The sequence below is a fragment of the Mycolicibacter heraklionensis genome (assembly GCF_019645815.1).
In the GTDB taxonomy this organism is placed as follows: domain Bacteria; phylum Actinomycetota; class Actinomycetes; order Mycobacteriales; family Mycobacteriaceae; genus Mycobacterium; species Mycobacterium heraklionense.
This window is the reverse complement of record NZ_CP080997.1, coordinates 2,390,690-2,403,481: the sequence shown is the minus strand read 5'-3', so window position 1 is coordinate 2,403,481 and position 12,792 is coordinate 2,390,690. Positions and strand designations below refer to the sequence as shown.

The following is a 12,792-nucleotide window of genomic DNA, read 5'->3' as shown; positions in this document are numbered from 1 at the left end:
GGCTGCGTCGATCACGACGGCGGGCGCGAGACACACTGCGCCGAGTAGAGCGCCTCGCCGAGCTTGTCCATCAGCTCCAGTTGGGTTTCCAAGTGGTCGATGTGGGATTCCTCATCGACGAGGATGGTCTCGAGAATCTTGGCGGTGGTGCTGTCCTGCTTTTCGCGGCACATGACGATGCCGGGCCGCAGCCGGTTGAGCACGTCGTTTTCCAGCGCCAGGTCGCTCTCGAACTGTTCGCGGATCGTCTGGCCGATGCGCAGGGAGCCGATGCGCTGATAGTTGGGCAGGCCGCCGAGTACCAGAATCCGGTCGGTGACCGTCTCGGCGTGGCGCATCTCCTCCATCGACTCTTCGCGGGTGTGGCCGGCCAGCTCGGTGAAGCCCCAGTTGTCCTGCATCTTCGCGTGCAGAAAATACTGGTTGATCGCGGTGAGTTCACTGGTGAGCTGGTCGTTGAGCAGTTTGAGAACCTCGGGGTCGCCTTGCATGATGACTCCTCTTGTAGGAAGAACCTCGCAGGCCGGCCGCGACGGACGGGTTCGCTCATCGCGGTGACGCGCCGAATTTCAATCTAGTGCAGGTGACCGGTTACGGCGCGGTGTTTACCCGTGTTTTGACACGACTATTCGGGACGCCGGCTCCCCTGCGCCCCGCTCAATCTGTAGGACTTAGGTTAGACTCTACTAATAAGGTTAGGCTAGACTACATCAGTATGAAGCTTGCTTCGCCCGGGCGCCGTGTCGGCACGTCGGGCTGTGGCATGGCCTACCGCAACGATCCGCATTCGCTGGTGCTGGCTCTGGACTACCGGGTCGACGACGTGGGTCGGACCTGGTCGCTGATCCAGCAGGACCACTCCCCGCTTCTCAACCTGGGCGCCCGCCATGCGGTGCTCTACACCTCGGAGTTCGAGCCGGACCGGGTGCTGGTCACGATCGGCCTGCGGCACCGGGTCTCGGTCAAGGAGTTGTTGCGCTCCCCCGCGGTATTCGAATGGTTCGACCGCTCCGGGGTCAACGATCTGCCCGCGATCTTCGCCGGCGAGGTCACCGAGAAGATCAACCTGACCCAGCCCGGCGATGAGCAGGACGGTTCGGAGGTGATCGTCGGCGCAGTTGCCACCGTTGCCGACCCCGCGGACCTGATGGCCGAGGTGCACGCCGCATTGGACCGGTTCGCCGGCGCGGGAGTGCGCAAAGTGTGGGTGTATCAAGCAGTCGACGACGGGCATGAGGTGATGACGCTGCTGGAAATCGACAGTGCGGCAAGTGCACAGCGATGGATCGACCACCCGGACGCCGCCGCGGAGTGGATGTCCGGCATCGGAATCGGTGGTTATCCCCGGCCCTTCGTCGGCAAGTTCGCCACCGCAATCGATCTGATGGCGCCCGCAGGCGACGGTCGGTAGGGGTATCGCGATGTACGTATGCCTGTGTGTCGGAGCCACCAATCAGATGGTGTCCGACGCCGTCGCCGCCGGAGCGTCGACGTCGAAAGAGGTTGCCGCGATGTGCGGCGCGGGCGGCGACTGCGGCCGGTGCCGCTGCACCGTTCGCGGCATCATCGAAGCCACCCTGGCCGCGACGCCCACTCCTGCCGACAACGGTGCGCTGCGGCACCTCGCGCTGGACATCAGCGCCGTCGGATCACACTGATCCGCTGCCTCGCCGCGCGGTGAATTCGGCCAGCGCGTCGGCGTTGGCTTGGCCACCCAAGAGTTCGGCGAAGAACGCATTCTCCCGCTCGACCGCAGCCAGCGTCTCGGCCCGCGTCGGCTCGACCATCGCGCTCTTGACCGCCATCAGGCTTGAAATAGGCCGGGATGCAAGAACTTCCGCATGCCGACGGGCCTCGCCCAGGAGTTCCTCCGGCTCGCAGACTGCGAAGACCAAGCCCATCCGCAGTGCCTCGTCGGCGGTGACCCACTCCGAGGACATCAGCAGCCAGGCGGCGTTCTGCCGTCCCATCAACTGCGGAAGCAGGTAGGACGAGGCGGCTTCGGGCGCCACCCCCAGGCTGGTGAACGGACACTTCAACCTGGCGGTCGATGACATGAACGCCAGGTCGGCGAAGCCCAGGATGGTCGTTCCGATCCCCAGGCCGAGACCGTTGACCGCGCAGATCAGCGGCTTCGGGAAACGCCCCAGCGCGCTGATCAGACCGCGGAAACCGTGCTTACCGGGCACGAAGTCCGGGTCGGTCACCATGGCCTGCATCTCGGCCAGGTCGGTGCCGGCGCTGAACGCCCGCCCCGCCCCGGTGATCAGCACCACCGCGACCTCGGGGTCGTCGGCCGCGGCAAGCAATGCCTCGGCGGTGGCGTCGTAGAGCGCCTCGTTGAACGCGTTAAGCGCCTCCGGGCGATTCAAGGTGCACGTCCGAACCCGGTTCTCGTCTTCGATCGTCAGGATCACCCGTGCAGCCTAAACGGCGGCCACCAACCCGCGACCGCGACGCTGCTCAGACCAGCTCGACTTCGTGACCCGCGGCAATGACCTGGCCGATGATGCCCGCCAAGCGCCGATAGGACTCATCGCGTCCGCTGGAGGCGCGAAACACCAGCCCGATCCGCCGGCCGGGCTGGGGTGGCGCGAAGTAAGCCAATTCCAGGCCGTTGCGCTCGGCCTCGACCGCCACCGCGGTCTGCGGAATCAACGTCACCCCCAGCCCACCGTTGACGCACTGGACCGCGGTGGCCAGCGATGCGGCGCGGGTGGTGGCCAACTCGGCCCGCACGCCCGCGTTACGGCAGATCTCCAGGGTCTGGTCCCGCAGGCAGTGACCCTCGTCGAGCAGCAGCAGCGGCAGGTCCGCCAGCGCAGTCGGCGGCACCCGACGCTTACCGGCCAGCGCATGGCCGGGCGGCAGCGCCAACACGAAATCCTCGTCATAAATGGGTATTTCGGTCAGCCCGGCGACGTCGGCCGGCAACGCCATCACGGCCGCGTCGACCGCGCCCTCCCGCAATCCGGTGAGCAGCCGTTCGGTCTGGTCCTCTATCACGCGCAAGTTGAGGTCGGGCAGTTGTTCGGACAGTGCGGCCAGCACGGCGGGCAGCACATACGGCGCCACCGTCGGGATCAGGCCGAGTCGCATGGCGCCCTGCAGCGGGTCGGCCACTCCGGCGGCGGCCGCCGAGAACTGCCCGGCCGCGTCCAGCACGGCGTGGGCATACGGGAGCAACTGCTGTCCTTCGGCGGTCAGGAAGACCCGCCGGGTGGAGCGCTCGATGAGTTGGACGCCCAAGCCGGCCTCCAACGACGACAAGGCCTGCGACAGTGTCGACTGGCTCAGGCCCAGCCCGGCCGCCGCCAAGCTGAAGTGGTGCTTCTCGGCCACGGCGGCGAATGCCCGCAGGCCCGCAAGTGTCGGCTGATAGCTTGCATCGGTCATGCCGATAATTATAGTGCGTGGTATCACCTTTTATTTTTAATTGCGATAAGGCACGATGGAGCGTGCGGGCGTCGAACGCGCCCCCAATGCGCAAATCTCATACACAAAGGAGTGACATGGCACTGCTGACCATCGGCGACCAGTTCCCGGCTTACAAGCTGACCGCCCTGATCCCGGGCGACCTGTCGAAGGTCGACGCGAAGGGGCCGGACGACTACTTCACCACCATCACCAGCGATGACTATGCCGGCAAGTGGCGCGTGGTGTTCTTCTGGCCCAAGGACTTCACCTTCATCTGCCCCACCGAGATCGCGGCGTTCGGCAAGCTGAACGACGAGTTCGCCGACCGCGACGCCCAGATCCTCGGCGCCTCGACCGACAACGAGTTCGTGCACTACCGGTGGCGCGAGCAGCACGAGGACCTCAAGACGCTGCCGTTCCCGATGCTGTCGGACCTCAAGCGTGAGCTGGCCGAGGCGACCGGCGTGCTCAACGCGGACGGCGTCGCCGACCGGGCCACCTTCATCATTGACCCGAACAACGAGATCCAGTTCGTGTCGGTGACCGCCGGTTCGGTGGGCCGCAACGTCGACGAGGTGCTCCGCGTGCTCGACGCGCTGCAGTCCGACGAGCTGTGCGCCTGCAACTGGAAGAAGGGCGAGGCCACCCTGAACGTCGGTGAGCTGCTCAAAGAATCCGTCTGATCGGAGTCGCATGAGCATCGAGAATCTCAAAGAAGCGATCCCGGAGTACGCCAAGGACCTCAAGCTCAACCTGGGTTCGATCGCCCGCACCACGGTCCTGAACGACGAGCAGCTCTGGGGCAGCCTGCTGGCCAGCGCGGCGGCCACTCGCAACGCCACGGTGCTGGCCGAGATCGGTGCCGAGGCCGCCGACAACCTGTCGGCGGAGGCCTACCAGGCCGCCCTGGGCGCCGCGTCGATCATGGGCATGAACAACGTGTTCTACCGTGGTCGGCACTTTCTGGACGGCAGCTACGACGACCTGCGGCCCGGGTTGCGGATGAACATCATCGGCAACCCGGGGGTCGACAAGGCCAACTTCGAGCTGTGGAGTTTCGCGGTCTCGGCGATCAACGGCTGCCAGGCGTGCGTTGCCTCGCACGAGCAGGTGGTGCGGGAGGCGGGCGTCAGCCGGGAGGCGGTGTTGGAGGCCCTCAAGGTCGCCTCGATCGTGGCGGGGGTGGCGCAGGCGGTCTTCGCCGCCGGCGCCGACCCCACCGCCTCGTAGGCGGTCCAGTCCCTATCGGCGCGCGCCGGGTGATGCCCGGCGCGCGCCGTAGACTTTGAGCCTGTGACGCTCAGCGATGCCGACCGTCGTCATCTGGCCCGCTGCGTCGAGTTGGCCAGCGAGGCGGCGGCACACGGCGACGACCCGTTCGGTTCACTGTTGGTCGACGCCGACGACACGGTGCTCTTCGAGGACCGCAACCGCGCCGGCGACGGCGATGCCACCCGTCACCCCGAGTTCGCCATCACCCAGTGGGCGGTGGCCAATCTCAGCCCGGCACAACGTGTCCGGACCACCGTCTACACCTCCGGTGAACATTGCGCCATGTGTGCGGCGGCCCATGCGTGGGTCGGATTGGGCCGGATCGTTTACGCGTCATCGGCGGCGCAACTGACCGACTGGCTGCGCGAGCTTCAGGTGCCGGCGGCCCCGGTGGCCCCGCTGCCGATCACCACAGTCGCTCCGCGCACGGTGGTCGACGGGCCGGCGCCGGAATTCGAAGCGGACTTGAAGGCGCTGTTTCGGGCCCGCTACCAGGACCGGTGACGCTCACTCTCTGGCAAGCCACGCCAGCCGGTCCAGGGTCACCGGATCCTCCTGCCCGTCGTAATAGCGGTCCAGCACCGTACGAAAGCCGCTGCAGCAGCACCGGCCGGTGTGGCCGCCACTCTCACAAGCCCGCCCGAACAACGTCATCGAGGAACGCAGCTTCATGTCGTCGGGCCAGCCCAGGATCTCCTCGATGGACCGGCCGCGCACCGCGGTGATCAGCCCCACGCACTCCTGCAATCGCGGCCCCAACACGGGGTGAGCCAGGTAGGCGCGCGCCTCCGCGGGCGACGCGATGCCGTAGCGCTGGGCCATCGCGCTGGCCCCCAAGCCGGCAAGCTGCGGAAAGACGAACCACATCCAGTGGCTGCGCTTGCGGCCGGCGCGCAGTTCGGCGACCACGGTGTCGTACACACCGGCCTGTGCGTCGACGAAACGCTGTAGCTCGAACGGGTCGGAGGTTCCGGCCATGCCATCAACCGTGGCACAGTTCGACGAGCGGCGGTGAAGGAGTCAGCGATGTCGGCGATGCAACGGCGGTTTCCCAGAATCCGTGATCTTGCTCCACTGATCCGTCTCCGCAGGCCACGGTCGAACCGCACCGCGCGGCGTCTGGAGAACGCGCTGACGGTCGAGGATCTGCGGCTGCTCGCCAAACGACGTACCCCGCGAGCCGCCTTTGACTACACCGATGGCGCCGCCGAAGACGAGATCTCGTTGGAAAGAGCCCGACAGGCCTTCCGCGACATCGAGTTTCATCCGGCCATCCTGCGCGACGTCTCATCCGTCGACACCAGCCGCGACGTGCTCGGCGCGCCGGTGGCGTTGCCTTTCGCGATCGCCCCGACCGGCTTCACCCGGCTGATGCACACCGCGGGAGAGCTGGCCGGCGCCCGCGCCGCCGAGGCTGCCGGCATCCCGTTCTCGCTGTCGACCCTGGGCACCGCCTCCATCGAAGACGTCGCGGCGGCCGCCCCCGGCGCCCGCCGCTGGTTTCAGCTGTACATGTGGCATGACCGCGACCGGTCGATGGCGCTGCTGCGTCGCGCCGCCGACGCCGGCTATGACACATTGCTGGCGACCGTCGACTGTCCGGTCGCCGGGGCGCGGCGCCGCGACTCCCGCAACGGCATGTCCATCCCGCCGGCGCTGACGCTGCGCACGGTGGCCGATGCCGCCGTGCATCCGGCCTGGTGGTTCGACCTGCTCAGCACCGAACCGCTGTCCTTCGCCTCGCTGGACCGGTGGTCGGGCACCGTCGCGCAGTACATGGACACCATGTTCGATCCAAGCCTGACCTTCGACGACTTGGCCTGGGTCAAGTCGCAATGGCCGGGCCGATTCGTCGTCAAGGGCATTCAGACCGTCGCCGATGCCCGCGCTGTGGTCGATCTCGGTGTCGACGGCATCGTGTTGTCCAACCACGGCGGCCGCCAGCTCGACCGGGCGCCAGTACCGTTTCAGCTGCTGCCCGACGTGGTCCGCGAGGTCGGATCCGACACCGAGATCCTGCTGGACACCGGGATCATGTCCGGCGCCGACATCGTCGCGGCGGTCGCGCTGGGCGCCCGGTGCACTCTGATCGGCCGGGCCTATCTCTACGGCCTGATGGCCGGCGGGCAAGCCGGCGTGCATCGCGCGATCGACATCCTCGCCGAGCAGATCCGGCGCACCATGCGGCTGCTCGGGGTCAGCGAGTTGGCCGAGCTGTCCCCGCAGCATGTCACCCAGCTGCAGCGACTGGTGCCGCGCCGGTAGCCGCCGCGCGCCGGCACGCCATGGCGGGTTTCCGCTGCGGTGAATCCGGGTATTCGCGCTGCTGTGACTACCCACAAGGAACTGGTACGCCGCCTACTGCGGCGTGCGGGTACCACCTACGCCCAGGAAGCCGGTATCCGGTTGCGCAACCAACCGATGCCACTGTTCCAGCTGCTGATGCTGTGCATGCTGGCCAGCAAGCCGATCGACGCCACGATCGCCGCCCGCGCGGCCCGCGAGCTGTTCAAGACCGGGTTGCGCACGCCGCACAAAATTCTCGAAGCGGATCGACAGACCCTGATCGATGCCATGGGCCGGGCCCACTACCGCCGCTACGACGAGAGCTCCGCCACCATGCTGGTCGAATTGGCCGAGGCGGTGCAAGAGGACTACGGCGGTGACCTCCGCCTGCTGGCCGAACGCAGCGGACGCGATATCGCGGTGGCCACCGAGGCACTGAAGGCATTCAAGGGAATCGGTGATGTCGGCGCGAGCATCTTTCTCCGCGAAGTCCAGGACGTCTGGCCCTGGGCCCGTTCCACGTTCGACGACCGCGCGTTGGATGCCGCGCGCGACCTCGGGTTGCCCAGTGACGCAGACCAACTCGGTGCACTGTCGCAGGGACGCAATGCCGAACTCGCTGCGGCACTGGTGCGCTACTCCGCCGACGCCGGTGTCCGCGAGCGTCTGACCGAATGACGAGCAGAGGAAAGCACGTGTCTACATCGGCCACGTTCGTGATCGTCGGTGCCGGTCTGGCCGGAGCCAAGGCCGCCGAAGCCCTCCTCGACAAGAACTTCGACGGAACTATCGTGCTTGTCGGGGAGGAGCAACAGCTGCCCTACGAGCGGCCTCCACTGTCCAAGGAATTCCTTGCGGGTAAGAAGACCCTCGACGACTTCACCGTGAAACCCCGGGCCTGGTACCGCGAACACGAGATCGACCTGCGGCTGGGCGCCCGCGTCGCCGGCGTGGATCCGTCCGGTCACAGCATCGCGCTGGCCGACGGCTCCAGCCTCGGCTACGACAAACTGTTGCTGGCGACGGGTTCGCGGTCTCGTCGGATACCCCTGCCGGGAGCCGACGCCTCCGGCGTGCACTATCTGCGGACGGTTGAGGACGCGTCGGCGCTGGATTCGGCGCTGGCCAGCGGTGATTCGCTGGCGGTGGTGGGTGGGGGCTGGATCGGTATGGAGGTGGCCGCCGCCGCACGCCAGCGCAACCTCGAGGTCACCGTGGTCGAAAGCGCCGCACTGCCGCTGCTGGCCGGCCTCGGCGCGGAGAACGCCGCGGTCTTCGCCGACCTGCACCGCAAGCACGGGGTGGACCTGCGCACCGGGTCGACGGTCGCCGAGGTCACCACTGCCGGCGGTGCCGCCGCCGGTCTGCGGTTGGGCGACGGCTCGCAGGTCCGCGCGGACGCGGTGCTCGTCGCGGTCGGCGCCCAACCCAACATCGAATTGGCGCGCGACGCCGGCCTTGCCACCGATGACGGCGGCGTGCTCGTAGACGCCGGCCTGCGCAGCAGCGACCCCGACATCTACGCCGTCGGCGACATCGCAGCCGCACAGCATCGGCTGTTCGGTACCCGGATCCGCACCGAACACTGGGCCAACGCCCTCAAGCAGCCGGCGGTCGCGGCGTCGGGCATGCTCGGGGAAGCAGCCGAATACACTGATTTGCCTTACTTTTTCACCGACCAGTATGACCTCGGCATGGAGTATGTCGGCTACGCGCCGCACTACGCTCGCGTCGTGTTTCGTGGTGAACCCGCCGGCCGCGAATACACCAGCTTCTGGCTCGATGACGACAATCGAGTGCTCGCCGGGATGAACGTCAATATCTGGGAGGGCCTCGACGACATCAAGGCCCTGATCAGCGCACGCACCCCGGTCAATCCGGACCGGCTGGCCGATGCCCGGGTATCGCTGGGCGAACTGTCGGGTTAGGCGCCGAGATCTAACGCAGCGTCGCAGTGCCGTCTTCGTGCACGTCGACCGCGACACCCGCAATGTCTTCGCGCACCGTCGATTCGGCGGCCGCCGGGTCCCGTATCACCGCCAGGGTCCGCGACCCGTCGGGCGTGCGGACCGCCAAGAATGCCTGCAGGGGGCGCCCGTCGCGATCGAACGGTGTGGTCCAGGACTCCACCTCACCGGTTCCCTGCCACTGCACCACCGAAAGCCGGGTGGCCTGCGCATCCACCTCGGGTTGCACGTCCTCCCAACGGAATCCGTCCGGCGGCGGCTGGGTTCCGTACACGCCGAAACTGTGCTTGGTCAGGTAGCCGCCGTTGGCGGTGATCAGGCCGCGCCGCCCGGGATTGGCCACCAGAAGTTCGGCCAGGGTGGCGATCGAATGCATCACGTAGTTGTTCCACGGGCCACCGGCGAAGGTGAGCCCGCCGGTCACGGTCAGCGGCCGGCCCGGGTCATCGATGGGAAGTCCGAGTTCGGAGGCCGCAACCTGCACCGCAGAGGGGAAGCACGAGTACAGGTCGACGTAATCGATCTCGCTGATGCCGGCGCCGGCCAGCTCCAAGGCCCGGGCCCCCGCGATCCGGATCGCCGGCGATCGGTGCAGTTCGGCGCGGTTGGCAATGGCGTAGGTGTCATGGGCGTCGGCACCGGCCTGGGGGAACACCCAGTTCTCGGTTGGGATCCGCAGCTCGGTGGCGGTCTGAACCGAGGTCAGCACCAGCGCGGCCGCCTGGTCCACCATGTTGTTGGAGTTCATCAACTTGGTGTAGGGCCAGCTGATCATCCGGTTCTTCGGGCCCGGCTGCCAGATCTCCTCGGCGCCGACGGGTTGCCGGATCCACGCGTGCGGGTTGTCGACGGCGACCGCATTGAACCGAGACCACAGTTCACCGATGCGCCGGCGATGGTCTTCGACCTTCTCCCCCGCGGCGATGCGCAACGCCTGCTCGAACAATGGGTAGACGTAGGCGGGCCGGTCCAATCCGATGCGCTCTTCGGCCGGGCCGACCATCGGCACATCTTCGCCCTCGCACTCGGCCATCGGGACCGTGTCGTCCTGCTGCGTCCAGACCAGTTTGCCGCCGGCACGCCGCAGCCTGGTCCGGGTGCGCCACGTCTCGCCGCCGGCCACCAGCACCACACCGGCCCGGCCGTCGCGGATATCCAGGCAGGCTTGATTCACCAGGGACTGCGGCACGTTGCCGCCCACCGGGCTGTACCGGGTGGCGAAGCGCTGCGCACCGATCCGCTGTCCGAGCAGCGCGCCCGGATCGCGGTAGCGCGCCGAGAGCAGGTTCACCACCCGAATCGAGTCGACGGCGCGCAGCACCCGGTCGTGGGCGGCATTGCGTGCCGCGACCACCATCAGATCGACGGGTTCTATCACGTCGGTGTCGTCGCGGTGGTTGACCTGGCCATAGCCGATCAGTACCGGTGTCCGGGGGTCGACAGGCATGGACGTCAGACTAATCCGCGGGTTTCGGCGAACAGCACGCCGTCGGCGATCAACCGGTCGGTCTCACCGTCATCGAGTCCGAGCACCGAGCGGCAGATCTCCCGGGTGTCCTGGCCGGGCAGCGGCGCGGGTCGCTGCGGCGCCACCGGGATGTTGCGGAACGGGGCGGGGCCGGTTTCGGCCGGCAGCGGGTGCTCGATCAGCGGGTGGGTCATGGCCGCGAACACCGCACGGTGCGCCAGCTGGGGGTCGTCGGCGACGTCGGGTGGCCGGCACATCGGCGCGGCGGGCACACCGCTGCCCTGCAGCAGTTCACCCACCTCGAAGTGGGTACGGACCGCGGTGTGGCGGCCCAGCTCTGCGGCCAGCTCCGCACGGTGGGCGACGCGGTCCGCGCCGGCGCTGAAACGTGGCTCGGCTGCCAGCCCGTCATCGCCGAAAGCTGCAGCGACAGCGCGCATATCGGCGTCGGTGCGGATCGAGATCACGCACCACTCATCATCGCCGCCGCACGGGCAGACCAGATCCACCGCGGTGTCCGGCTGGACAGAAGAGCCCGCGGCTCGGGCGACATAGCTGGTGTCGAGTTGGTTGACGGCAGTCTCGGCCTGCGAAACGTGAACGTGACTGCCGGCAGCGGTTCGCCGGCCCCCGATCAGCGCGGCCAGCGCCCCGATCGCGGCGACCCGCGCAACCACATGGTCGGGGAAGACCGTGGTCGCGTCGTAGAACGGATGGCGCTCGGTGTCTCCTGGATCCTCAGGGGCCGTCCACAGCGCGGTGACCCCGGTAGTGGCGCGTACCAGCGGGCCATACCCCATCCGGTCGCTCCACGGTCCCCTCTCACCGAAGGCGCTGCTCTCGGCGAGGACGACCCGCGGGTTGATCTTCCGTAGCACATCGTAGGAAAATCCCAGGGCGGCAAGCGTTCCCGGCTTGAAGTTGGCGAACACCGCGTCCGCCGCGCCGACCAGGCGAGCGAAAATGTCCTTGCCGGCCGGGCTGCGGAGATCCAGGCCGAATCCGGAGTTGTTGCGGTGCGTCCAGGCGAACGACTCGCTCATCGCCGACCCGGGGCGGGCCTGCCGCAGCCCGTCCGGGTAGGCCGCACTCTCCACCTTGATGATCTCGGCGCCCAGATCGCCGAACAGCCGGCTGGCCTCCCCGCCGGCGACGATGACGCCCAGGTCGACGATCCGCAGGCCCTCGAAGGGGCGGTCGCCGACCGCGCCGCGCAACGGCTGCTCGGTCAACGGCTCGGCCAGCCATCCGGTGTCCGCCTCGCCGGGAGCCGGAGCCGGAGTCCGAAAGCCGGCTCGATGGTCATCGACCACGTAGTAGCCGGTCGGGATCACCGCGGGCAGCCCCGGGGCCAGGTCGGTGCGGGTGGCGGCCTCCGCGGCCACGAAGTGTTCCGCGGCCAGCACCTGCGCCGGATCGCCGACCGCGGCGATGGGCACCCCGCGGGATTGCCCGGCGGTGACCAGATCCGCCATGTCCTGGTCGGCGAACAGTTCGCGTATCAGGGCACTGATCTGCGGCCAGACGGCGAACCGCTCGCCGATCACACCGAACTTGGGGTCGGCGTATTCGGCCGGCTCCCCCAGCCAGCTCCACAGTGCGCGCCACTGGCGCGGGGACATCACGCAGAGCCGGACGTAGCCGTCGCGGCACGCGTAGATCGGGTAGGCGTCCTGGTTGCGGGGCCGCCCGCGCCACCGGGTCGACGCGCGTTGGGCCGCCGCGACCTGGCCGTGCGCGCCGAATATCGGGTCGAGCACAGTGACCACCGCGTCGAACCGGGAGAAGTCGATGTAATCCCCGCTTCCGCAGCGCAACCGGTTGTAATAGGCGACCAGCACCGCCCAGGCGGCCTGAACCGCCGCGGTCGCCGAGGCGATCCCGTCCGGCGGCAGAACCGGGGTCCCGGTGGTGGGGCCCGACCGGGACAGCGCGCCGGAGAGTGCGTAGAGCACCGCGTCGGTGGCCCGCCACTGCGAGCGCGGTCCGCTGGCCCCGAAGTCGGTGACCGACATCGTCACCAGGTGAGCGAACCGGTCGGCCAGCTCACCACAGGAGGTCCCGAAGTCGGCGGCGCGTCCCGGCAGGCCGCTGTCCACCACAATGTCGGCGGTGCCCGCCAACTCATCGAAGCGGCGACGGTCCCGCTCGTCGGTGGGGTCCAGGGTGACGCTGCGCTTGTTCGCGTTGTGCAGCGCGAACGAGATGCTCACACCACCCAGCAGCGGGGCCGCGCCGCGCGCCGGGCTGCCCCCGGGGGGTTCCACCTTGAGCACGTCGGCTCCCAGGTCGGCGAGCAACCGGGTGACCGCGTCGGCGTCGCCGTCGGCCAAATCGAGCACACGAACCGATTTCAGCAGCACGCAGTCAGGGTAATGAATC

The 12,792-nt window shown here is 68.1% G+C and carries 14 protein-coding genes; 8 read left to right on the top strand and 6 right to left on the bottom strand.

Going from position 1 to position 12,792, the window contains the following annotated elements; translation table 11 throughout:
• Positions 1 to 11: 11 nt before the first annotated feature.
• Complete coding sequence (bfr, locus tag K3U94_RS11230) at positions 12 to 491, bottom strand: bacterioferritin (protein WP_047317790.1); 480 nt, start codon at positions 489 to 491, stop codon at positions 12 to 14.
• A gap of 272 nt (positions 492 to 763) precedes the next feature.
• Between bfr and K3U94_RS11225 the strand changes: the two genes are divergently transcribed.
• Both K3U94_RS11225 and K3U94_RS11220 read left to right on the top strand, forming a co-directional pair.
• Positions 764 to 1,411: a hypothetical protein gene (locus K3U94_RS11225; RefSeq protein ID WP_047317789.1), complete on the top strand. Its 648-nt coding sequence runs from the start codon at positions 764 to 766 to the stop codon at positions 1,409 to 1,411.
• A gap of 10 nt (positions 1,412 to 1,421) precedes the next feature.
• Positions 1,422 to 1,658 (top strand): (2Fe-2S)-binding protein, encoded by a 237-nt coding sequence (locus K3U94_RS11220; protein ID WP_047317788.1) that lies wholly within the window; start codon positions 1,422 to 1,424, stop codon positions 1,656 to 1,658.
• Here K3U94_RS11220 and K3U94_RS11215 read toward each other — a convergent pair.
• Together K3U94_RS11215 and K3U94_RS11210 are read right to left on the bottom strand one after the other, a co-directional pair.
• Complete coding sequence (locus K3U94_RS11215; protein WP_220696514.1) at positions 1,650 to 2,417, bottom strand: enoyl-CoA hydratase/isomerase family protein; 768 nt, start codon at positions 2,415 to 2,417, stop codon at positions 1,650 to 1,652. The genes K3U94_RS11220 and K3U94_RS11215 overlap by 9 nt on opposite strands.
• Positions 2,418 to 2,463: 46 nt before the next feature.
• Entirely contained in the window at positions 2,464 to 3,396 is a 933-nt protein-coding gene (locus K3U94_RS11210; RefSeq protein ID WP_047317786.1) for a hydrogen peroxide-inducible genes activator, read from the bottom strand.
• 116 nt (positions 3,397 to 3,512) lie between these two features.
• On the opposite strand from K3U94_RS11210, the gene K3U94_RS11205 reads away from it, so the two are divergent.
• The 3 genes from K3U94_RS11205 (at position 3,513) to K3U94_RS11195 (ending at position 5,193) form a co-directional block, all read left to right on the top strand.
• A complete protein-coding gene (locus K3U94_RS11205) occupies positions 3,513 to 4,100 on the top strand; it encodes a peroxiredoxin (RefSeq protein ID WP_085265416.1) in 588 nt (195 codons plus the stop codon).
• A 10-nt stretch (positions 4,101 to 4,110) separates the two neighbouring features.
• Entirely contained in the window at positions 4,111 to 4,647 is a 537-nt protein-coding gene (gene ahpD / locus K3U94_RS11200; RefSeq protein ID WP_047317784.1) for an alkylhydroperoxidase, AhpD family, read from the top strand.
• Between the two features lie 63 nt (positions 4,648 to 4,710).
• A complete protein-coding gene (locus K3U94_RS11195; protein ID WP_220696513.1) occupies positions 4,711 to 5,193 on the top strand; it encodes a deaminase in 483 nt (160 codons plus the stop codon).
• Between the two features lie 3 nt (positions 5,194 to 5,196).
• On the opposite strand, the gene K3U94_RS11190 is transcribed toward K3U94_RS11195, so the two are convergent.
• The gene (locus K3U94_RS11190) at positions 5,197 to 5,667 is read right to left on the bottom strand and encodes a DUF1810 domain-containing protein (RefSeq protein ID WP_220696512.1); all 471 of its coding nucleotides are present in this window, start codon (positions 5,665 to 5,667) and stop codon (positions 5,197 to 5,199) included.
• A 48-nt stretch (positions 5,668 to 5,715) separates the two neighbouring features.
• Between K3U94_RS11190 and K3U94_RS11185 the strand changes: the two genes are divergently transcribed.
• The 3 genes from K3U94_RS11185 to K3U94_RS11175 all read left to right on the top strand — a co-directional run bounded on the left by K3U94_RS11185 (position 5,716) and on the right by K3U94_RS11175 (position 8,903).
• Positions 5,716 to 6,954 carry an alpha-hydroxy acid oxidase gene (locus K3U94_RS11185; RefSeq protein WP_220696511.1) on the top strand — a complete coding sequence of 413 codons (1,239 nt, stop codon included), beginning with the start codon at positions 5,716 to 5,718 and terminating at the stop codon, positions 6,952 to 6,954.
• 63 nt (positions 6,955 to 7,017) lie between these two features.
• Positions 7,018 to 7,653, top strand: a complete 636-nt coding sequence (locus tag K3U94_RS11180; protein WP_047317780.1) for an HhH-GDP family DNA glycosylase — start codon at positions 7,018 to 7,020, stop codon at positions 7,651 to 7,653.
• Between the two features lie 17 nt (positions 7,654 to 7,670).
• Positions 7,671 to 8,903, top strand: coding sequence for an NAD(P)/FAD-dependent oxidoreductase (locus tag K3U94_RS11175; protein WP_220696510.1), 1,233 nt, complete (start codon positions 7,671 to 7,673; stop codon positions 8,901 to 8,903).
• Between the two features lie 10 nt (positions 8,904 to 8,913).
• Here the strand turns inward: K3U94_RS11175 and K3U94_RS11170 are convergent, their stop codons facing one another.
• Both K3U94_RS11170 and K3U94_RS11165 read right to left on the bottom strand, forming a co-directional pair.
• Positions 8,914 to 10,389, bottom strand: coding sequence for an acetyl-CoA acetyltransferase (locus tag K3U94_RS11170; RefSeq protein WP_220696509.1), 1,476 nt, complete (start codon positions 10,387 to 10,389; stop codon positions 8,914 to 8,916).
• A 5-nt stretch (positions 10,390 to 10,394) separates the two neighbouring features.
• Positions 10,395 to 12,791: a CoA transferase gene (locus tag K3U94_RS11165; RefSeq protein WP_220696763.1), complete on the bottom strand. Its 2,397-nt coding sequence runs from the start codon at positions 12,789 to 12,791 to the stop codon at positions 10,395 to 10,397.
• Position 12,792 lies beyond the last annotated feature (1 nt).

Bases quoted from the DNA above. Each gene is read 5' to 3' on its own strand.
- bfr (WP_047317790.1), bottom strand. From the start codon at position 491: ATGCAAGGCGACCCCGAGGTTCTCAAACTGCTCAACGACCAGCTCACC.
- K3U94_RS11225 (WP_047317789.1), top strand. From the start codon at position 764: ATGGCCTACCGCAACGATCCGCATTCGCTGGTGCTGGCTCTGGACTAC.
- K3U94_RS11220 (WP_047317788.1), top strand. From the start codon at position 1,422: ATGTACGTATGCCTGTGTGTCGGAGCCACCAATCAGATGGTGTCCGAC.
- K3U94_RS11210 (WP_047317786.1), bottom strand. From the start codon at position 3,396: ATGACCGATGCAAGCTATCAGCCGACACTTGCGGGCCTGCGGGCATTC.
- K3U94_RS11205 (WP_085265416.1), top strand. From the start codon at position 3,513: ATGGCACTGCTGACCATCGGCGACCAGTTCCCGGCTTACAAGCTGACC.
- ahpD (WP_047317784.1), top strand. From the start codon at position 4,111: ATGAGCATCGAGAATCTCAAAGAAGCGATCCCGGAGTACGCCAAGGAC.
- K3U94_RS11190 (WP_220696512.1), bottom strand. From the start codon at position 5,667: ATGGCCGGAACCTCCGACCCGTTCGAGCTACAGCGTTTCGTCGACGCA.
- K3U94_RS11185 (WP_220696511.1), top strand. From the start codon at position 5,716: ATGTCGGCGATGCAACGGCGGTTTCCCAGAATCCGTGATCTTGCTCCA.
- K3U94_RS11170 (WP_220696509.1), bottom strand. From the start codon at position 10,389: ATGCCTGTCGACCCCCGGACACCGGTACTGATCGGCTATGGCCAGGTC.